Source organism: Pseudomonas sp. GW822-FHT03F08 (assembly GCF_058801265.1).
In genome coordinates this window covers 462,611-483,369 of the sequence record NZ_JBXANC010000002.1, presented here as the reverse complement: position 1 = coordinate 483,369, position 20,759 = coordinate 462,611, and the positions used below count along the sequence as shown (strand labels likewise).

The 20,759-nt window shown below is 61.5% G+C and carries 15 protein-coding genes and 1 tRNA gene; 6 read left to right on the top strand and 10 right to left on the bottom strand.

The window, feature by feature from the left end:
- Positions 1-83 precede the first annotated feature (83 nt).
- The 3 genes from AC1RME_RS05965 (at position 84) to AC1RME_RS05955 (ending at position 5,265) form a co-directional block, all read left to right on the top strand.
- Complete coding sequence (locus tag AC1RME_RS05965) at positions 84-1,217, top strand: aminotransferase class V-fold PLP-dependent enzyme (RefSeq protein ID WP_096820426.1); 1,134 nt, start codon at positions 84-86, stop codon at positions 1,215-1,217.
- A 271-nt stretch (positions 1,218-1,488) separates the two neighbouring features.
- Positions 1,489-3,894, top strand: a complete 2,406-nt coding sequence (locus AC1RME_RS05960; RefSeq protein ID WP_493090740.1) for a glucose/quinate/shikimate family membrane-bound PQQ-dependent dehydrogenase — start codon at positions 1,489-1,491, stop codon at positions 3,892-3,894.
- 84 nt (positions 3,895-3,978) lie between these two features.
- Positions 3,979-5,265 carry a carbohydrate porin gene (locus tag AC1RME_RS05955; RefSeq protein ID WP_192560890.1) on the top strand — a complete coding sequence of 429 codons (1,287 nt, stop codon included), beginning with the start codon at positions 3,979-3,981 and terminating at the stop codon, positions 5,263-5,265.
- Between the two features lie 11 nt (positions 5,266-5,276).
- Here AC1RME_RS05955 and AC1RME_RS05950 read toward each other — a convergent pair whose 3' ends face one another.
- Complete coding sequence (locus tag AC1RME_RS05950; RefSeq protein WP_493090738.1) at positions 5,277-5,957, bottom strand: DUF3313 domain-containing protein; 681 nt, start codon at positions 5,955-5,957, stop codon at positions 5,277-5,279.
- Positions 5,957-6,283, bottom strand: a complete 327-nt coding sequence (locus tag AC1RME_RS05945) for a hypothetical protein (RefSeq protein ID WP_096820422.1) — start codon at positions 6,281-6,283, stop codon at positions 5,957-5,959. Before AC1RME_RS05945 ends, AC1RME_RS05950 begins: the two co-directional genes overlap by 1 nt.
- Positions 6,284-6,429: 146 nt before the next feature.
- On the opposite strand from AC1RME_RS05945, the gene AC1RME_RS05940 reads away from it, so the two are divergent.
- Both AC1RME_RS05940 and AC1RME_RS05935 read left to right on the top strand, forming a co-directional pair.
- Positions 6,430-7,155, top strand: coding sequence for a response regulator (locus tag AC1RME_RS05940; RefSeq protein WP_102619865.1), 726 nt, complete (start codon positions 6,430-6,432; stop codon positions 7,153-7,155).
- Positions 7,152-8,486, top strand: a complete 1,335-nt coding sequence (locus AC1RME_RS05935) for an ATP-binding protein (protein WP_096820420.1) — start codon at positions 7,152-7,154, stop codon at positions 8,484-8,486. The genes AC1RME_RS05940 and AC1RME_RS05935 overlap by 4 nt, the downstream gene beginning before the upstream one ends.
- A gap of 5 nt (positions 8,487-8,491) precedes the next feature.
- Here AC1RME_RS05935 and AC1RME_RS05930 read toward each other — a convergent pair whose 3' ends face one another.
- On the bottom strand, positions 8,492-10,102 hold the full coding sequence (locus AC1RME_RS05930) for a mechanosensitive ion channel family protein (RefSeq protein WP_493064835.1): 1,611 nt from the start codon (positions 10,100-10,102) through the stop codon (positions 8,492-8,494).
- 163 nt (positions 10,103-10,265) lie between these two features.
- Between AC1RME_RS05930 and AC1RME_RS05925 the strand changes: the two genes are divergently transcribed.
- Positions 10,266-11,561, top strand: a complete 1,296-nt coding sequence (locus AC1RME_RS05925; RefSeq protein WP_493090735.1) for an OprD family porin — start codon at positions 10,266-10,268, stop codon at positions 11,559-11,561.
- A gap of 11 nt (positions 11,562-11,572) precedes the next feature.
- Here the strand turns inward: AC1RME_RS05925 and AC1RME_RS05920 are convergent.
- The 7 genes from AC1RME_RS05920 to fdnG form a co-directional block, all read right to left on the bottom strand.
- Positions 11,573-11,668: transfer RNA gene (locus tag AC1RME_RS05920), tRNA-Sec, on the bottom strand.
- A gap of 6 nt (positions 11,669-11,674) precedes the next feature.
- Entirely contained in the window at positions 11,675-13,594 is a 1,920-nt protein-coding gene (gene selB, locus AC1RME_RS05915; RefSeq protein WP_493090849.1) for a selenocysteine-specific translation elongation factor, read from the bottom strand.
- Positions 13,591-14,997: an L-seryl-tRNA(Sec) selenium transferase gene (selA, locus tag AC1RME_RS05910; RefSeq protein WP_493090733.1), complete on the bottom strand. Its 1,407-nt coding sequence runs from the start codon at positions 14,995-14,997 to the stop codon at positions 13,591-13,593. The genes selB and selA overlap by 4 nt, the downstream gene beginning before the upstream one ends.
- A 48-nt stretch (positions 14,998-15,045) precedes the next feature.
- Positions 15,046-15,972 (bottom strand): formate dehydrogenase accessory protein FdhE, encoded by a 927-nt coding sequence (fdhE, locus tag AC1RME_RS05905; protein ID WP_493070784.1) that lies wholly within the window; start codon positions 15,970-15,972, stop codon positions 15,046-15,048.
- A gap of 3 nt (positions 15,973-15,975) precedes the next feature.
- Complete coding sequence (locus AC1RME_RS05900; RefSeq protein ID WP_493090731.1) at positions 15,976-16,629, bottom strand: formate dehydrogenase subunit gamma; 654 nt, start codon at positions 16,627-16,629, stop codon at positions 15,976-15,978.
- Positions 16,626-17,561, bottom strand: coding sequence for a formate dehydrogenase subunit beta (gene fdxH, locus AC1RME_RS05895; RefSeq protein WP_096820413.1), 936 nt, complete (start codon positions 17,559-17,561; stop codon positions 16,626-16,628). The genes AC1RME_RS05900 and fdxH overlap by 4 nt, the downstream gene beginning before the upstream one ends.
- The gene (gene fdnG / locus AC1RME_RS05890; RefSeq protein ID WP_493090729.1) at positions 17,562-20,627 is read right to left on the bottom strand and encodes a formate dehydrogenase-N subunit alpha; all 3,066 of its coding nucleotides are present in this window, start codon (positions 20,625-20,627) and stop codon (positions 17,562-17,564) included. It lies immediately after the preceding gene.
- Positions 20,628-20,759: the final 132 nt, after the last annotated feature.

The window sequence follows — 20,759 nt, the reverse complement described above, 5'->3', positions numbered from 1 at the left end:
TCCCTGCCTTTTGCCTAGACTTGCTTCCCGATGATGTTCGCCAGACCTTTTGACTGCCAGGGAATCACTTAAGGAGTCACCCCATGTCAAAGCTATATCCCGGAATTGATCCTGAAGGGCTTGTCGAGTACTCGGTGGTCTACACCGACCGCTCGCTCAACCACATGTCGCAGTCATTTCAAGCAGTGATGAGGAACATTTCCCAGACCCTGAAACAGGTCTACAACGCCGAGGCGGTTGCGGTGGTTCCGGGCAGCGGCACATTCGGCATGGAAGCGGTGGCGCGACAGTTCGCCACCGGCCAGCAATGCCTGGTGATACGCAACGGCTGGTTCAGTTATCGCTGGAGCCAGATCCTTGAGACGGGCAACATCCCGGCGGCCACCACGGTGCTGAAAGCCCGACCGGTCGAAACGGGTCGCCAGGCGGCCTACGCCCCGCCCCCTCTGGACGAAGTGCTGGCAGCCATTGCGGCGCAGAAGCCGCAGATTGTCTTCGCCCCCCACGTTGAAACCTCATCAGGGATTATCCTGCCCGACGAGTACCTGCGGGCCGTCGGCGACGCCGTGCATGCAGTGGGTGGCCTGTTCGTCCTGGACTGCATCGCTTCCGGCACGCTTTGGGTTGATATGCACGAATGCGCAGTCGACCTGCTGATCAGCGCACCGCAGAAAGGCTGGAGCGCCTCCCCTTGCTGCGCTCTGGTGATGTTCAGTTCTTTGGCCCTCGAGCGCATCGAGCAAACGCAAAGCAGCAGCTTCGCCTGCGACCTGAAAAAGTGGCTGCAGATCATGCAGGCCTACGAACAGGGCGGACATGCCTACCACGCGACCATGCCCAGCGATTCCCTCGCGCGGTTCAACGACGTGATGAAAGAGACGCAAGCCTACGGTTTCGAAAAGGTCCGCGACGACCAGCAGGTTCTGGGCGATCGGGTGCGCGCAATGTTGACCGGCAAAGGCTTCAAAAGCGTGGCCGCAGTCGGCTTTCAGGCCCCAGGCGTCGTGGTGAGCTACACCGATGATGCCGATATCAAAAACGGTAAGAAATTTGCCAACCACGGCCTGCAGATCGCCGCCGGGGTGCCGTTGCAATGCGACGAACCGGCCGACTTCCAGACCTTCCGTATCGGTCTGTTCGGACTCGAAAAACTGCACAACATCGAGCGGACGGTCAGCATCCTCGAGCAGGCACTGGATGAGGTGATGGTTAACTAAGCCCTCTTCTCGCCCACAGCAAATACCGTTCCCGCCGATCCTGTTCGGCGGGAACCACCAAGCCGCGATCAACCTGTCATAAATTCCATATCCGCTGGCAAAAATCCGACTTTCCTGGCGTTCCAATAACCCCTGAAGATCCGCGTGGACGCGCCCGGCGTCTTTCCGACACGGCATTGAGCGCCAAATCACTCTTCATTCTGAATTAGTGATTTAACTAGGTAGTTACCTAACTATATAATGGCCGCCTCATTTCAACGGGACATTCAACGTGAAGCAGAGTCAACGCCTCTCGGGCATATCAACATTCATTCTGGTCGGGTTGGGCGTGATCATCGCCCTGCTCGGCCTGGCACTGGCCGCTGGCGGTGTGAAATTGGTCAGCCTGGGAGGCTCCTGGTACTTCCTGGTGGGTGGTCTGGTCATGGCCATTTCCGGCCTGCTGATCGCACGTCGCAAGCCTGCCGGTGCGTGGCTTTTCGCCGCGTTTCTGCTGGGAACGGCAATCTGGGCCGTGAGCGACGCAGGCCTGGTGTTCTGGCCGGTGTTCTCTCGTCTGTTCATGTTCAGCGCCGTGGGCCTGGCGGTCGCGCTGGTCTACCCGATGCTCAAACGCGCCAATGGTGGCGTTCCGGGACGTGGCGCGTACGGCGTTGCCGCTGTTCTGGCGGTCGGCCTGGCCGTAGCGGCCGGCAACATGTTCGTCGCGCACCCGACCGTCGCCCCTACCGGCACCGGCCCGGGCCTCACTCCGGTCGAACCGGAAAAGGCGCAGAAAGACTGGGCGCACTACGGTAATACCGAAGGTGGTAGCCGCTTCGCTGCGCTGGACCAGATCAACCGCACCAACGTCGACAAGTTGAAAGTCGCCTGGACCTACCACACCGGCGACATCGCCGAGAGCGACGGCAATGGCGCTGAAGACCAGCTCACCCCGCTGCAGATCGGCAACAAGGTGTTCATCTGCACCCCGCACAACAACCTGATCGCGCTGGATGCCGACACCGGTAAAGAACTCTGGAAAAACGCCATCAACGCCCAGTCGAAAGTCTGGCAGCGTTGCCGTGGCATGGCCTACTTCGACGCCAGCGCTGCGGTCGCCAAACCAGCCAGCTCGCCAGTGACCGAGACCCCGGCCGCTCCCGCCGCCAACTGCACACGCCGTCTGCTGACCAACACCATCGACGCGCGCCTGATTGCTGTCGATGCCGACACCGGCGAGTTCTGCCAGGGTTTCGGCAACAACGGCCAGGTTGATCTGAAGGCCGGTCTGGGTGATGTCCCGGACAGCTACTATCAACTGTCCTCCGCACCGCTGATGGCCGGCACCACCGTGGTTGTTGGCGGCCGAGTGGCAGACAACGTCCAGACCGACATGCCGGGCGGCGTGATCCGTGGTTTCGACGTGATGACCGGTGCGATGCGCTGGGCTTTCGATCCGGGCAACCCGCAGGATAAAAAAGCACCTGCCGATGGCAAAACCTATGTTCGCAGCACGCCGAACAGCTGGGCGCCCATGTCCTACGACCCGGCAACCAACACTGTCTTCCTGCCGATGGGCAGCTCTTCCACCGACATCTACGGCGTGGAACGCAGCAAGCTCGACCACACCTACGGCGCATCGATTCTGGCGCTGGACGCCAACAGCGGCGAAGAAAAGTGGGTCTACCAGACCGTGCACAACGATCTGTGGGACTTCGACCTGCCGATGCAACCAAGCCTGATCGATTTCACCAAGGACGGCAAAACCGTGCCGGCGCTGGTGATCGGCACCAAGGCCGGGCAGATCTACGTGCTGGATCGCGCCACCGGCAAACCACTGACCGAAGTAAAAGAAGTACCGGTCAAGGCTTCGAACATTCCGAACGAGCCCTACTCGCCAACCCAGCCAAAATCCGTGGGCATGCCGCAGATCGGTGCCCAGCACCTGACCGAATCGGACATGTGGGGCGCCACACCGTACGACCAGTTGCTGTGCCGGATCGATTTCAAGTCGATGCGTTACGACGGTCTGTACACCGCGCCGGGCACTGACAAGTCCCTGAGCTTCCCGGGTTCGCTGGGCGGCATGAACTGGGGCAGCATTTCCACTGACCCGGTGCACGGTTTCATCTTCGTCAACGACATGCGTCTGGGTCTGTGGATTCAGATGATCCCTTCGCAGAACACAGGCAAGGCAACCTCCGGTGGCGAAGCGCTGAACACCGGCATGGGCGCCGTTCCGCTGAAAGGCACGCCTTACGCGGTGAACAAGAACCGCTTCCTGTCGGTGGCCGGCATTCCATGCCAGGCGCCGCCGTTCGGCACGTTGACCGCCATCGATATGAAGACCCAGAAAGTCGCCTGGCAGGTTCCGGTCGGCACCGTTGAAGACACAGGTCCCCTGGGCATCCGCATGCACCTGCCGATCAAGATCGGTCTGCCAACCCTGGGCGGCACGCTGTCGACTCAAGGTGGCCTGATCTTCATCGCCGGCACCCAGGACTTCTACCTGCGCGCCTTCAACAGCGGCAACGGTGAAGAAATCTGGAAAGCACGTCTGCCGGTCGGCAGCCAGGGTGGCCCGATGACGTATGTGTCGCCGAAAACCGGCAAGCAATACGTGGTCATCACCGCTGGTGGCGCTCGTCAATCGACCGATCGCGGTGACTACGTAATGGCTTACGCCCTGCCGTAAACCGCTGCGCCCTCCTTCACTTCACTTGTGCGCGACACCTTCGGGTGTCGCGTCGTTTCATGTCCTTGGCTCTGGATTTCAGCAATGTCATTCGTTGTTCGCTTTTCCCACACTGGAGTACTGCTCGCTCTTGCCTGCAGCACCGCCCTACCCGCCTTCGCCGACACCGATTCAAACGTGTTCACCCGCAATACCCTGACCGGCGACTGGGGCGGTCTGCGCCACCAGCTCGACGAAGACGGCATCAAGTTCACCGGTGATTACACTGGCGAAACCGCCTACAACGCTGATGGCGGCCTGCATCGCTCGGCCCGTTACTCGCAGAACATCAAGCTCGGCGCACAGTTCGACCTGAGCAAAATCTATGGTGTGGACAACGCCGGCAAGGTCCAACTGACCATCAACGACCGTCGCGGCAACAGCGCCTCGGAAGACCTGGTCGGCAACCGTCTGCCCATCCAGGAAAACTACGGCGGCCTCTACACGCGTCTGACCGAACTGAGTTACGAGCGCACGCTGTTCACCCCGGCACTGAACGTCAAACTCGGCTACATGGCCATGGGCAACGACCTCGGCGGCCTCGACAGCGGCATCCTCTGCAACTTCATGAACGCCGGTTTCTGCGGGCACCCGCTGAACATGTCCGGCGGCAGCGGCTGGACCAACTACCCCAACGCTCACCTCGGTGTGCGGGTGAAATATGACCTGTCGCCGGAATGGCAACTGCGGGTTGCAGCGTTCAACGTCGACCCCGAAAGCAACGGCAACTCCAGCCGCGCCTGGCACCTGGGGCCGAAACACACCACCGGCACCGTGGTGCCTGTCGAACTGGTCTACAAGCACGCAGGCACCCTGCCCGGCGAATACAAACTCGGCTACTACTACGACAGCTCGGATGTGAAACGCATCGGCAGCGACAAGGAAGTGTCCGGTCGCGGCGGTCATTACCTGCTGATCGATCAGGCGGTGTGGAGTTCGCAATCGTCCGAGGGCCGCAGCCTCCACGCCTTCGGTCAATACTCGGCCGCCAGTGAAGCAGCCTCACCGTTCAGCAAGTGGTACGGCACTGGTGTGGTTCTGTACAAGCCGTTCGAAGGCCGCCCGCGTGACACCGTCGCCCTGGGTTACGGTCGCGCCGTGCAGAACCCGCGCAGCCGCGACGTGCAACAAGACGCCGCGCTGGCCAACGGCACGCCGCTGTCCAACCTGGACAGCGCCGAGCAACTGATCGAACTCGGTTACGGCTACCAGGCCACCCCATGGCTGACCCTGCGACCGAACGTGCAGTACATCATCGAGCCGGGCGCGTTTTCCGGGCAGGACATCGACAATGCACTGGTGTTTGGATTGCAGGTGAAAGCAAGTCTCTGACATCGCCGTTGTCAGCGCACTGTCGCTTTCCGGGCCACGACATAAGACTGACTCAAGTCCGTGGCCCAACCATCAAGCACACCCTTGACGTTATCGGCCGTCATCACCTGCTTGTCGTTTTCCAGTGGAACGCCTGTGCCCTTGCGGACAACCTTCGCCACGACCTCGCCGGTCGAACCATCCTCGAGGGACACTTCAGTGGCGATTTCACTGTCCTGATCACGAATGCCGGCAGCCGTGCTGACGCCGGCCGCGACCAGGGTGACGGGCAGCCATTCATAAAACCGCAGGCCTTGGGTACTGGTGGCGACCTGCGTGATGGCTGGCCTCACAACCAACGTATTCGGGCCGGGCTTCGAAGCTAATGGCAGTATTTTTCCCAGTTCTTGCCTCAGGGCCGCGTCGTAGTAGCCGGTCACACCCGACAGAGTGCTCTGCGGAATCCTTCCAGTCGGCTCGACCTTCGGATAAAACTGGCTTGGCGCCAGATAGACCCGTGTGTAGCGACCACTCGCCAACGCCGGGCTGACCCAGCTCAATATCGTCTGCCCCGAGGGGGTCTGCTGCTCCTTCAGCGTGCTGTAGTCGTTCAGAAACCCGGAATACATGTCAGGCGCGACCTTTTTATTGCTGCATGCCGACAGGCTCAGGCTGGCTGCGAGCAACAGCGCCAGTGAGTGATGGTTTCTCATCAATGCGTTTCCCCTGCGGCCTGAATCTGGCTGAACGGGGTATTTTCAGAACACTCGATGCGCAACTGGCCGTGGGTCATGATCCAGTGAATGAATTCGGCGGTGGGAATGGAGTGGATGTATTCCACCCAATGGCTGTCGGCCGGGCTGAAGCGCTCGAAGTAGCGGCGCATGACGAGTTGGCTCTGGTCCTGGGCGATCCCCAGACAGGTTTCCTGGAAAAAGATCGGCGCATTGAGAGCGCCGGTATTGGTGCGCTGGGTCAGGATCAGTGGACGCACCGCGCCATGCCCCTGAGTGGAATAAGCGCTTTTCATATCCTTCATATGAGCCCCCTTGGATGGAATGCCGGCAGAGTGCCCGAGGTTTTTTGCCCGAGGATGTCTGGCTGATGTCCGCACCGAAGGAATGTTGCTCGATTGAAATATATGACCCCGACTTCGAAATGGTTTTAGATGCCCTCTTTTGATTCATGGATCCTGCAAACGTGAGCAGACTGCTGATCGTCGATGACGACGTGGAAATTCTGTCCCTGCTGAAGAAGTTCTTCGTTCAGCACGCCTACGACGTCGACGTGGCGCCCGATGGCCAGGCCATGTGGGCCGCCATCGAACAGGCGCGGCCGGACACGATCATTCTTGACCTGATGCTGCCGGGTGAAGGTGGCTTGAGCCTGTGCCAGAAAATCCGCGCGCAGATGGGGATCCCGATCATCATGCTCACGGCCATGGCTGAACTGAGTGACCGGATCGTCGGCCTGGAACTGGGTGCCGACGATTACCTGACCAAGCCCTTCGCGCCCCAGGAGTTGCTGGCCCGGGTGCGCGCATTGCAACGGCGCGCCGGCGAACAAGGCCAGCGCACCAGCGAACCGGCGCGACCGGTCATGACCTTCGCCGGTTGGCACCTGGACATCACCTGCCGGGAACTGCGCTCACCCGAGGGTGTAATGATCCCGATGTCCGGCGGTGAGTTTGATCTGCTGCTGGTCTTTCTCGAACATCCCCAGCGCATCCTGACCCGCGAGCAACTGATCGACCTGACCCACGGCCAGGGTCACGAAGCCTTTGATCGCAGTATCGATGTGCAGGTCAGCCGGCTGCGGCGCAAGATCGAACCGGACAGCAAACGCCCGGACCTGATCCGCACTGTGCGCAATGGCGGCTATATGTTCACGGCCAAGGTCAGCCGTTCATGATCGGCCGACTCTTGCGGCGCGACACCCTCAGTCGCCGGATTGCCCTGACCATCGTTGCGGCGATGATCGCCTCGCTGATTCTCAATGCCCTGTTTGTGCAGGTCGCGGGTATCTGGGCTCGTCCACCTATCGAACGAACCGGATTGCTGGAGCGGATTGCCGCGAGCACCCGCGTGATCGAGGCGGCGCCCGCCCAATTGCGCCCGCAACTGGCGAGCGCGGCCAGCAGTTCGACGCTTGAAGTGTTATGGAATGCGCAACGCAGCCAGTTCAATCTGCCCGGGGACGGCGAACCGGTCGAGACCGGCAAGGTTCCTGCGCTGCGACAATTGCTCGGTGATGACCGGGAAATCGAAGTATTCAACCCCGACGACTGGCCGCCAGGCAGTGCGCAGGCGCATTACGTCGCCCTCGTACCTTTGGCCGATGGCAGCTGGCTGACATTCACGCCACCGGAGCGAAGCTGGGGACTGAGCCTGGATGCCCGGATCGCGGTGATCATTGCTCTGGGACTCGTCGCGACGTTGCTGGTGGCCTGGATTGCCACCCGCCAACTGGCCAATCCGCTGCAACGTTTTGCCGGCGCCGCGAGGCGTTTTGGCGGTGATTTGAACGCACCGCCCATCGAAATCGAAGGGCCCCACGAAATCCGCCAGGCCATCATCGCCTTCAACACCATGCAGGCGCAGATCCAGCATTTCATTGGCGAACGCACGCACATGCTCGCTTCCATCTCCCATGACTTGCGCGCGCCATTGACCCGGATGCGCCTGCGCAGCGAGTTTATGGAAGACCTCGATCATCAGCAGAAACTGATTCGCGACATCGAAGAAATGCAATCGATGATCAACGCCGCCCTGGCGTTTTTCCGTGAAGGCACACAGCTTGAACAACCTACAGCGTTCGATCTGTCGGAGCTGCTGCAAACCGTCCTTGACGATTACCGCGATCAGAACCTGCAAATCGACTTCAGTGGCCCGGCCCACTTGGTCTATGACGGTCGGCCACTGGGCATCAAACGGGTGATCGTCAACCTGTTGGAAAACGCCGTGAAATACGGCGAGCGTCCGCGTATAGCACTGAGTCGCAATGCTCGCTCGATCTGCATCGAAGTCTGCGACGAAGGGCCGGGGATTCCCGAAGAGTCGCTGCAACGGGTGTTCGATCCATTCTTTCGCCTCGAAACCTCGCGCAACCGTGAAACCGGCGGTGTAGGGCTCGGCCTCTCGGCGGCCCGGGCGATTGTTCGTGAACAGGGCGGAGAACTGACCTTGAGCAATCGCCGGGGCTCGGGACTGGTGGCGAGGGTTGAATTGCCTGTTGTCGATTGAGGCTGTCACGTATCCGTTGGCGCTTGTGCCGGGGCCGGAAACCATTTTTCCTTCGGCACGCGTTTTTCTTCTTCGGGGTCACCCAGATAGTGCGGAGACATGATCTGCACGCCGTATTCGTTGAACACATCCTGAATATTGGCGTGCAGCATGCTCAGCAACACGGCACGCGGACGAGGCTGACTGGGAATGGCCTGCGCCACCAGACGGTATTCGGGATAGAAATCGGACAACGCAGTCTGGAACACTTGCGCTGGCGGAATCTCCAGCACGCCGGGCGTTCGTCGGGCCGCCTCCAGCAGCATCGCTTCCACCTGGCGCCACGGTGTGTCGTAGCCGATGGTCACCACCGTGTCGACCACATAACCAGGGCCCTGCACCGTGCGTGAGTAGTTCTTGGTGACCGTGCCGGTGATCATCGAATTGGGCAGCGTCAGCACCTCTCCCAACCCGGTGCGGATGCTGGTGGTGAACATGCCGAGTTCCGTCACCGTGCCTTCATGTTCACCGATTTTCACGAATTCACCTGGGCGCAAGGTTCGGGTGTACGTCAGGATCAGCCCGGCAGCCGCCTGCCCGACCACACTGGTGGCACCCAGCGAAATCATCAGGCCGATCAGCACCGACAACCCTTTGAAGGCGTCAGTGCCGGCGCCGGGCAAATACGGGTAGGCCATCGCCAGTGCAAACAGCCAGATCGCCAGAGACGTCAGGCGCTGGGTGGGTTGCAGGGTTTCCTCGTTCAGCCAGTTGAACGTTCCCGGGGTTGCCATGCGCCGCAGCACCCGACGGCTGAACGCCGTGGCGCCTCGGGCAATGAAGAAAATCGCCAGCGCCACGCCCAGCCCGGGGATGGCGCCCACGATGGCCTGCAAGAGATAGCTGGCAACCTCGATGAGGTAGTTGTTGAGGCTCTCACCCCAAGGGCGGGTGTACGGAAATCGCGACAGGACAAAACCCAGCCATTCATACGTCAACAGCAGAATGACGAACCAGCGCAGCAGCCAGAACACGCGAATGACCAGTGGATACAGATAATTGGCATCCACCACCGGAATTCGTCCGACCTTCAGCGCCTGGGTATGCCGACGCATCAGCTCGGGCAATCTCTTCAGCCATCGACGCTGCAACCAGGCGATGCCCCATAGCAGCACGAAATAAATGCCGGTGGCGAGCGCCGCAGCGCCGAGCGCACGTAGCATCCGATGCAGGCTCCTGGCTTCCTGCGTTTCCGCTACGACCTGACGCAACTTTTCCGCCGCACCCTGCGCCGCCATCAGCACGGAGGGATAGTCGAGGCTGTCGACATCCTTGGGCGAGACGATAAAGGCCCGTTTGTTGCCCAGCAGCACCAGGTAGTTGTCCTGCATCGGGTCAACAGTGACGGTACGGTCATCCGACTCATCCAGGGCTTCGGCGATGACCGCTTTGGCCCGTTTGACCCGAGATGCCGGCGCCTCCCCGAGCAGCGTGGCGCGAAACACCATGATGCTGCGGTTGGCTACCTTCAACTCGACGGGCTCGTCGGCAGGTTTTGCGCTGTCTTCAGCCCACAGAAGTGTCGAGCAGAACACGCTGAAAACAACCATCAACAACGCAGGCAACCGGCTCCGCATGTGTCAGTTCCTTACGCCACAGTTATGAGTGCGGGAATACAGAACGCAGCGTAGTTCAGCGATCAAGGGTTGTCAGATAGGCAACTCAGCACACCCGCTCAATCTTCCGGAAGCAGACCGCACGATTATCCGGCGACATTTCATCAATGCCGGTCACTGACACATGAAAGGTTTTCCGCCATCGCGTATCACGCTGGCCCTGCTGTTTGGCGGTCTGGCCAACTCAGCCTGCGCCAGTGTTTTTCTGGATGACGCCAAAGGTGAAGTGCTCAGCCGCAACTTCTTCCTGAGCAACGACTACCGCTCGCCCTCTCCCTCCGGGAAGAACTACAAACAGGAATGGGCTCAGGGGTTTATCGGCACTTTCGCATCCGGTTTCACCGACGGAACGATCGGGTTCGGTCTCGATGCCCATGCCTTTTATGGGCTGAAACTGGATGGCGGCCGAGGACATTCCGGCACCGGGCTGTTACCCGTGGACAGCGACGGTCGCAGCGAAAGCGACTATTCCAGCGCGGGCGGTGCGCTGAAACTCAAGGCCTCGAAAACCACCCTCGCCTTCGGCGAAATGACGGTAGAGACGCCCGTGTTCGACACCTCGGACAAACGTCTGCAACCGGAATACGCCACCGGTTTTCTACTCAATAGCCGCGAAATCGACAATGTGAATCTGGTGGCCGGGCATTTCACGGCGTTCAAGAATCAGGACAGTTCATCGGGCCAAGGCGATTTCCAGGGTTATGGCGCCAGTACGAAGGCCGGCGGGATCAGCTTCATCGGCGCAGACCTGTTCAGTGAAAGCCCGGTCGGTGGCGCGCTGTATGTGTCAGACCTCAGCGAAACCTGGCACCAGTACTACGCCAACCTGCATTTCAAACAGTCCGGCGTATTGATCGACGCCAACGTCTACCACACCCGCGATACCGGGCAGGCCCTTGCCGGCGAAATCGACAACACCGCGTTCAGCCTCTCGGGCAAATACACCATTGGCGCCCACGCGGTGATGCTCGGCTGGCAACGCATCAACGGTGACACACCATTCGATTTCGTCGGTGGCGACTCGATCTACCTGGCCAACTCGATCAAATACGCCGACTTCAACGGCGCCCACGAGCGCTCATGGCAAGCCCGCTACGACCTCGATCTCGGTGCATTCGGCATTCCCGGCCTGAACTTCATGACCCGCTACGTCTCCGGCAGCCACATCGACGGTACTCACGCGCCCAAGGGCGGCGCCTACAACCCGTTCGACGCAGACAGCGGCCAGTTCCAGCCGCAACAAGGCGACGGCGGCAAGCATTGGGAGCGCGACATCGATCTGCGCTACATCGTCCAGTCCGGCGCTGCCAAGGATCTTTCCGTGCAGCTGTCCCACGTCTCGCACCGGGCCAACAGCGCTCAGGCGGGGGATGATATTGACCGGATCTACGTGGTGATTCAGTACCCGTTGGGGTTCTGAAGACAGAAAAGTGGCGGAAGGCAGCCGGAGTCGAACCTGCCCGGGAACGGATGCCGTCCCCAACCGGGTTTGAAGCCCGGCCGCGCCACCGGGCGCGATTGCCTTCCTTGAACTCAGTCGGCGCCGGGGTTGGCCAGCGCATTGTCGAAGCGGATCTGCCGGCCCTCGCCGAGACGCCGGGTCAGACCGAGGCGGTCGAAGTATTCGAGGATCTGGATACTGCGTTTGCGTCCCAAGCCTAGCGCATCGCGGAACGCCGTGACTTGAATCGGCGGATTTTCTTCACCCAGGCGCAACAGCACGGCCGCCATTTGCCGCAGCGTGATGTCGGTGAAGAACAGGTCCCGCACCACCTGATGCATCACGCCCAGCCGCGCCAGTTTGCGCAGTAACAGCCGAACGGTGGCGTCGTCCTGGCCCACGGCTTTGGCCACGTCACGTATCCATGGCGGGTCGAAGCCGGCCTGTTCGAACAGCGGCTGCAAGGCTTGCCACAAGTTTTCGTCGTCGGCGCTCAGGCGAACCTGATGATCCGGCAAGTGCAACCACGGGCCGCTGGCGGTGAGTGAGCCGGCGCTGCGCAGTTCCTCCAGCAGGCTGATGAAGGTCGAATGCTCGATGTTCAGTCCGCTGAAGCGCCGCAAACGATCACGGTCGGGGCCCATCTGGTCGGGTTCCAGTTCATGGAAACGCGCCAGTTGCTCCAGCAGCGTGAACTTGAGAATGCCCCAGCGCTGGGCATTGAACAGCCTCTGCCCCTGACGGGTTTCGATCAGACGGACGTTGTCCGGCAGCGCCCAGCCTTCACGCGGACGGTTGAACTGACGCTCCAGACGCTGCGGATCAATGCCGCTTTCGCTGTATTCCAGCAACGTCGGCAACGCTTGTTCAAGATCACTGCTAATCGCCAGCGCCCGCAATTGCGCCAGACGCCCGGGGCTGCGCCGTTGCCGGGCCGGGGCGAACGGGTCGAGCAACTGACCGCCGCCGAGCGTGCGCTGGGCGCTGGGGTCGCGCAGGATCAGTCGATCGCCTTTCACGCCGTGCACCGGGGTATTGGTCAACAGTTGCGCGAACATCCTCTCGCCCGGATTCAGTCTCGGACCTTCCAGCAACGCCACACGGGCGATCACGTCTTGGGTGCCGAGGTGCAGATGCACGGGCTGAAAGTGTTCGAAGGTGCGCGTCTCATCGGGCAGCAACTGGAAGTCGAAATCCAGGCGCTGAGTCGGCGCGAACAGCGCTTCGGCGAGCAGCCATTGCCCGCGATGGATGTGCCCGAGCTCCAGGCGATCACCGCTGATGTTCAGGGCTACACGTTGGCCGGCAAACGCCAGTTCTGCGGGTTGATTCTGGGCATGCAGCCCCCTCACCCGTACCGTTTTGCCCTGCGGCCCGAGGATCAGTTTGTCGCCCACGGCAACCATTCCCGACAGCGCCGTGCCCGTCACGACAATCCCGGCACCGGCCACGCTGAATGCCCGGTCGATGGCCAGACGAAATCCACCCTCGCGACTACGTTTCAACACTTCACTTTGCACCTGCAACAAAGCCTGCCGCAGGGCATCGACACCCTCTTCCGTCACACTTGAAACCGCCAGCATTGGCGCCCCGGCAAACGGACCGGGCGCCAACAGGGCTTCGATTTGTTGGCGAACCTCCACCACCCTGCCCGCCTCGACCCGATCAACCTTGGTGATCGCCACCAGCGCCCGGGGAATCCCCAGCAACTCGACAATCGCCAGATGCTCGCGGGTCTGCGGCATCACGCCGTCATCCGCCGCCACCACCAGCAACACCAGATCAATGCCTTGGGCGCCGGCGAGCATGTTGTGAGTGAATTTCTCGTGCCCCGGCACATCGATGAAACCGGTCAGCCCCGCTCCGGGCGCCAGCTCGGCGTAGAGATAACCCAGGTCGATGGTCATGCCCCGCTCGCGCTCCTGCGGTCGGCGGTCGCCGGATTGACCGGTCAGGGCTTGAAGCAGCGAGGTCTTGCCGTGGTCGATGTGCCCGGCGGTGCCGACGATCATGTCTGCAACGGCCCGAGCTGCGCCAGCCACGCCGGTTCGTCGTCGAGTTGCCGCAGATCCAGCCACAGCGCGTCATCGTCGATCCGCCCCAGCACCGGTATCGGCAACTCGCGCAACGCGGTCTGCAGATTCAACAGAGAGCGCCCGCGCAGGCGTTTCGAAACCTGCGGCCGCACGCACAACGCGGCACTCGGCAAACGCGCCACCGGTTGGCTGCCGCTGCCGATCATGCCCAGCGCCGCCACGGCAGTGACGGTCCAGCCTTCACCGAGAACGCCGGTCAACACCGGTTGCAGGCGTTCGGCCTGAGCCAGAATGTCATCTTGCCGGCGGGTCAGCAGACGCAAGGTTGGCAAACGCTCAGCCAGGCGATCCGGATCACGATAGAGCCCGAGCACCGCTTCCAGCGCCGCCAGCGTCATCTTGTCGACCCGCAAGGCGCGTTTCAGCGGGTTTTTCTTGATTTTCGCGATCAGCTCCTTGCGCCCGACAATCACGCCGGCCTGAGGCCCGCCGAGCAGTTTGTCGCCACTGAAGGTGACGATATCCGCGCCATCGAGCAGCGCCTGACGCACCGTCGGTTCCGCCGGCAAACCCCAGCGGGTCAGGTCCAGCAGGCTGCCGCTGCCGAGGTCCTCGAGCAGTGGCAAGCCATGACGGTGGGCCAGCTCCGCCAGTTCGGCTGTCGCCACCCGTGCGGTAAACCCTTCGATGCTGTAGTTGCTCGCATGCACGCGCATGATCAAACCGCTACGCGGACTGATCGCCGCTTCGTAATCCCGGGCGTGGGTGCGATTGGTGGTGCCGACTTCATACAGGCGCACACCAGCGCGGGCCATGATGTCGGGGATGCGAAAGGCGCCGCCGATTTCGATCAACTCACCGCGAGAGATGATGCCGTCCTTGCGTGCGCCGAGGCTGTTGAGCGTCAGCAGCACCGCCGCAGCATTGTTGTTGACCACGGTGACGGCTTCAGCGCCGGTCAATTCGCGGATCAGGCCTTCGATCAGATCGTCGCGGTCGCCACGCTTGCCGCTGGCCAGGTCGAACTCCAGATTCAACGGATAACGCGCCGCCAGTTGCACGGCTTCGATGGCTTCTTCCGGCAACAGCGCACGTCCCAGATTGGTGTGGAGTACGGTGCCGGTCAGGTTGAACACCCGCCGCACCTGACTGCGCTGCTGTATCGACAGGCGTTCAGCGACCCTGCCGGCCAGCGCTTCGGGGCTGATTTCAACGGCGGACAACTGCCCCGCCACCACTGTTTCGCGCAAATCGTCCAACAACTGGCGTAATGCCGCCAGCAGCGCCTCACGCCCGTGGCGTTCGACCAATGGCTGGAAGGCGATATGACGCAACAGACTGTCGATAGATGGCAAACGCTGGGCAACACTGGCAGGCATCAGGCGCTCCGGATAAAAAGCCGTTGCGCCAGAGTGTAGACGCTCGGTTCATTCGTCTCCGGGCGCCAGCAACAGATTCGGCGCCAATCGCTGATAACCGTCCTGGGCCAGACGCATGTCCAGCAGCAGACTGCTCAAATCCGCCGACAGCGCTTCAGCGTCCGCATCGTTTTCCAGGTACAGCAATTTCAGGTAGCTGTTGCAACTCGGGCAGACCTCCGCCCGCAACGGCGCCTGATTGGCAGCGTGACGATCATCCTCAAGGCTCAGGTACTCAAGCCCTTTGCTCTGTTCGCAATACACGCATTTGACCCGCACTACATGCCATTCACAGGCGCACAGCGAACACACCAGATAGCGCAAGCCATTGTGTTTGCCGCGATGGCGGATCACCCCGGCCATGGCCGGCGATCCACAGGCCGGGCATTGGCTGAGGCTGTTGCCGGGCGCCAGTTGCAGATTCGGCGCACTCAACAGCCAATGGCTCCAGGCCGCTTGTAGCGCCGCGCCAAGGAACGGCACCAACGCCGCCGGCACCAGCGAATACTGACCGCTGACCAGCGCCACGGCCCAGGCCCGCAACTGACCGGCGCTGGCAAGTCGCAACGTTGTCAGCGCTTCGGCCACGGCGGTTTGCTCCGGTGCGTTGTAGCGTTGCAGCAAGGCGTCGAGGTACGCCTGCCACGCGTCCTCACGGATCAAGGTGTCGGCGGCGAATGGCGGCATGCCATGTTGCCGGCAGACTTCGATCCGTTGCTCGTCGATTGGCCCGGTCGAGGGCGGATCGTCGAGGATCTGCTGCTGCACGCGACACAATCCGGCGATCAGGCGCAGGTAGTCGGCCAGCGGATGGCCGTCCGCCAAGCGTTCCAGACGTTCGGCGCGCAGCAGGAAAAGATTGTGCGGCGGCAAATATAGAAACGGCGGCGCACTGGCCGCCGCTTCGATTTCCCCGGGTTCAAGAATGGTTGGCAAATGTCAGCCCTTTTTGGTGACCGGTCGCTCCGGTGTTTCCTTGGAAACCACGTCGCGATACCAGAGTGCGTGATGTTTCTTGGCCCAGGCGCGACTGACCCAACCATGCAGCATCGCGTCCACCGAGCCCTTGATCCAGATGCCGGCATAGATGTGCACGATGATGCTCAGGATCAGCACAAACCCCGCCAGTGCATGCAGCAACATCGCCCAGCGAATCGTGGTGATGCCGAAGTAATGACTGAAGTACGCGCGCCAGATCACTAGCCCCGTGAACAACAGCCCGAGCATGCACAGCAGTAAAGTCCAGAACAGCATTTTTTGCCCGGCGTTGTATTTGCCCACCGGCGGCACAGTCTCTTCGTCATTGACCAGCACCCGGTCGATGCGCCGCAGCCACTTCCAGTCGTTGTCGATGAAGAAGTTGGAACGCCAGAAACGAAACACCAGGCCAAGGAACAGCACGAACATCACCACACCCATGAACGGGTGCAGAACCCGCGTCCACGGCCCGCCGCCGAACAGGTTGGTCAGCCAGAACATCGACGGATGAAACAGCGCCAGCCCCGAAAGCCCGGCCATGAAGAACAGAATCGCCACCAGCCAGTGGTTGGTGCGCTGGTTGGCGGTGTAACGCAGGATCGTCTTGTTGCTCATGGCCGGTCCTCCCCGCGTGGATCGAAGGTGTGCACCGCCGGGTCGACCACGTGTACCGAGGTGTCGGGCGGTTCCGGGTGATCATCCTCTTCGGTGCGGTTCGGGCCGATCCGCACGTAATGGAAGAACCCGGCCAGCACCGCCGCCCCCATGGCCAGCAGGCCCAGGGGTTTGCTGATGCCTTTCCACAACCCTACCAAAGGACTGATCGCCGGATTCTCCGGCAGCCCGGCGTAGATCTTCGGCGTGTCGGCATGATGAAGCACGTACATGACATGCGTGCCGCCGACGCCTGCCGGGTCATACAGGCCCGCATTGTCGAAACCACGGCTCTTGAGGTCGACGATGCGTTCGGCGGCGTGGGTCTTCATGTCCTCTTTGGAGCCGAAGACAATCGCCCCGGTCGGGCAGGTTTTCACGCAGGCCGGTTCCAGCCCTACCGCCACCCGGTCCGAACACAGCGTGCATTTGTAGGCCTTGTGATCCTTCTGAGAAATGCGCGGAATGTTGAACGGGCAACCGGTGATGCAATAACCGCAACCGATGCAGTGATCCTGATCGAAGTCGACGATGCCGTTGGCGTGCTTGATGATCGCCCCCGGGCTCGGGCATGCCGCCAGACAACCAGGCTCGGCGCAGTGCATGCAGCCGTCCTTGCGGATCAGCCATTCGAGGTTGCCAGCGTCGGTTTCGTGCTCGGTAAAACGCATCAACGTCCACGATTCGGCGCTCAGATCCTGCGGGTTGTCGTAGGTGCCGTGGTTGTGGCCGACCTCGTCGCGCAACTCGTTCCATTCCGAGCACGCGACCTGGCAGGCCTTGCAGCCGATGCATTTGGTGGTGTCGATCAGCTTGGCGACTTCCTCCTGATTGCGCACCGAGGGTGCCGGGGTCGTGGTGGCCGAGCGGGCAATGATGTCTTGGCTGGCCATTTATAGTTTCTCCACGTTGACCAGGAATGACTTGGATTCCGGGGTCTGGGTATTGCCATCGCCGAGGAACGGCACCAGGGTGTTGGTCAGGTAACCGTGACGCGTCAGGCCGGTGAAACCCCAGTGCAGCGGAATGCCGATCTGGTGCACCACCTGGTTGTTGACCTGCAACGGCCGGATCCTTTTGGTCACCACCGCCACCGCTTCAATGAACCCGCGCTTGCAGCTGACCCGCACCCGGTCACCGGCAGCGATGCCCTTCTCTTTCGCCAGCACTTCGCCGATTTCCACGAACTGCTCCGGTTGGGCGATCGCATTGAGCCGACAGTGTTTGCTCCAGAAGTGGAAATGCTCGGTCAGCCGATAGCTGGTGGCGGCGTACGGGTAATCCTTGGCCACGCCGAGGCTGTCCCACACCGAATCGAAGATCCGCGCCGCCGGGTTGCTGGTGGCTTTCTTGTTGTCCGGGTGCAGCGGGTTGATGCCGATCGGCGTTTCGAACGGCTCGTAGTGCTCGGGGAATGGCCCTTCGTTCATCTTGTCGACGGCGAAGAACCGCGCCACGCCTTCGGGGTTCATGATGAACGGGTTCATCCCGGCTTCCGGCGGCACGTCGGCCTTGTAGTCCGGCACGTCGGTGCCGCCCCAGGCCTTGCCGTTCCACCACACGAGACGTTTTTTCGGGTCCCACGGTTTGCCCGACACATCCGCCGAGGCGCGGTTGTAGAGAATCCGCCGGTTGGCCGGCCAGGCCCACGCCCAGCCCTGATGCTGATGCATGCCGTAAGGATCGGAATTGTCGCGCCGGGCCATCTGGTTACCGGCCTCGGTCCAGCTGCCGCAGAAGATCCAGCAACCGGACGCCGTGCTGCCGTCATCCTTGAGCTGGGCGAACGCCGCCAGTTGCGAGTTGCCCTTGATCACCGCGCCCGTGGCGTCGGTGAAATCGGTGGTGGCGTAGCCGTTGACCTCCTTGGCGATTTCTTCCGGCGACGGTTCTTCCGGAATCTTGTACGGCCAGGACAGTTTGAGGATCGGATCGGGATAGGCCCCGCCCTCGGTCTGATAACGCTGACGCAGGCGCATGAACAGCTCGGTCATGATCCGCACGTCGGTACGCGCCTCGCCCGGGCCGTCGGCGCCTTTCCAGTGCCATTGCAACCAGCGGCTGCTGTTGACCAGCGAGCCGTCCTCTTCGGCAAAGCAGGTGGTCGGCAGGCGAATGACTTCGGTCTGGATATCGGCGCTCTTCACATCGTTGTACGGCCCGACGTTTTCCCAGAACTGCGAGGTTTCTGTGGCCAGCGGGTCCATCACCACCAACCATTTCAGTTTGGCCAGCGCCGCCATCACCCGGTTCTTGTCCGGCAGCGCAGCAATCGGGTTGAAGCCCTGGCACATGTAGCCGTTGACCTTGCCTTGCCCCATCAGGTCGAACACCTTGAGGATGTCGTAGTTGGGGATGTCGAGTTTCGGCAGGTAGTCGTAGGCCCAGTGGTTTTCGGCCGTGGCATTGGCGCCGTACCAGGCTTTCATCAGGCTGACGTGGAACTTGCTGTAGTTCTGCCAATAGGACAACTGCCCCGGCCGCAACGGCAATTGCGTGCGTTTTTTGATGTAGGCGGTGTAGTCCTGTTCGGCGTCGGTCGGCAGCGTCAGGTAACCCGGCAACGAGTTCGACAGTAACCCGAGGTCAGTCAGGCCCTGAATGTTCGAGTGCCCGCGCAAGGCGTTGACCCCGCCACCCGGCATGCCGACGTTGCCCAGCAACAGTTGCACCATCGCCGCACTGCGGATGATCTGCGAGCCGATCGAGTGCTGGGTCCAGCCCAGCGCGTAGAGAATGGTCATGGTCTTGCCCGGCGTAGAGCAAGTGGCGATTTCCTCCCAGATCTTTTTCATTGCATCGACCGGCATGCCACAGATCTGGCTCGCCAGGTCGATGTTGTAGCGGCTGTAATGCTGCTTCATCAGCTGATAGACGCAGCGCGGGTCCTGCAGGGTCGGGTCGACCTTGGCAAAGCCGTCCTCGCCCAGTTCGTAACCCCAGCTGGATTTGTCGGTATAGCTGCGTTTGGCCGCGTCGTAACCGGTGAACAGTCCGTCCTCGAAGCCGAATCCGGCTTTGACGATGAACGACACGTCGGTGTAGTTGCGCACGTATTCGTGCTGGATCTTGTCCTCGGTCAGCAGGTAGTTGATCAGCCCGCCCATGAACGCGATGTCGCTGCCGGTGCGAATCGGCGCGTAGTAATCGGCCACGGAGGCGGTTCGGGTAAACCTGGGGTCGACCACAATCAGCCGCGCGGCGTTGTGCGCCTTGGCTTCGGTCACCCATTTGAAGCCGCACGGATGCGCTTCAGCGGAGTTGCCGCCCATCACCAGGATCAGATTCGCGTTGGCGATATCGGTCCAGGTGTTGGTCATGGCTCCACGGCCGTACGTCGGGGCAAGACTTGCCACCGTCGGGCCGTGTCAGACACGCGCCTGGTTATCGAACCCCAGCATGCCGAGACTGCGAACCACCTTGTGGGTGATGTAGCCCGCTTCGTTGGACGCCGCCGAGGCCGCGAGGAACCCGGTGGTCAGCCAGCGGTTCACCGTTTGCCCCTGGGCGTTCTTCTCGACGAAATTGGCGTCGCGGTCGGCCTTCATCAGGTCGGCGACGCGGTCGAGCGCTTCGTCCCAGGTGATCCGGGTCCATTCGCTGCTGCCGGGCTTGCGCACCTGCGGGTACTGCAAGCGGCCGGGGCTGTGAATGAAGTCCAGAAGACCTGCGCCTTTCGGGCACAGGGTGCCGCGGTTGACCGGGTGGTCGGCGTCGCCCTCGATATGGATGATGTTTTGCGCAACGTTCTTCGCCGTATCGCCCTGGCTGTACATGATCAAGCCGCAACCGACCGAGCAATACGGGCAGGTGTTGCGGGTTTCATGGGTGTGGGCAAGCTTGAAGTGGCGCACCTGCTCGGCGAAGGCCAGCGTCGGGGCCATGCCCAACGCGCCCAGGCTAGAGCCTGCAAGGCCGATACCGGCGACCTTGAAGAACTGACGACGGCTGAGATCCATCGTGCACTCCTGATCAGGTGGAACCCGGTACTTGAGCCGGGTTTTTCTGGACAAACACGGTTGCGGCAGACAAATGCCGATCCTTTCACTCTAGACAACGTGCGCTTGCCCAGTGTGAAAACCGACCGTCGG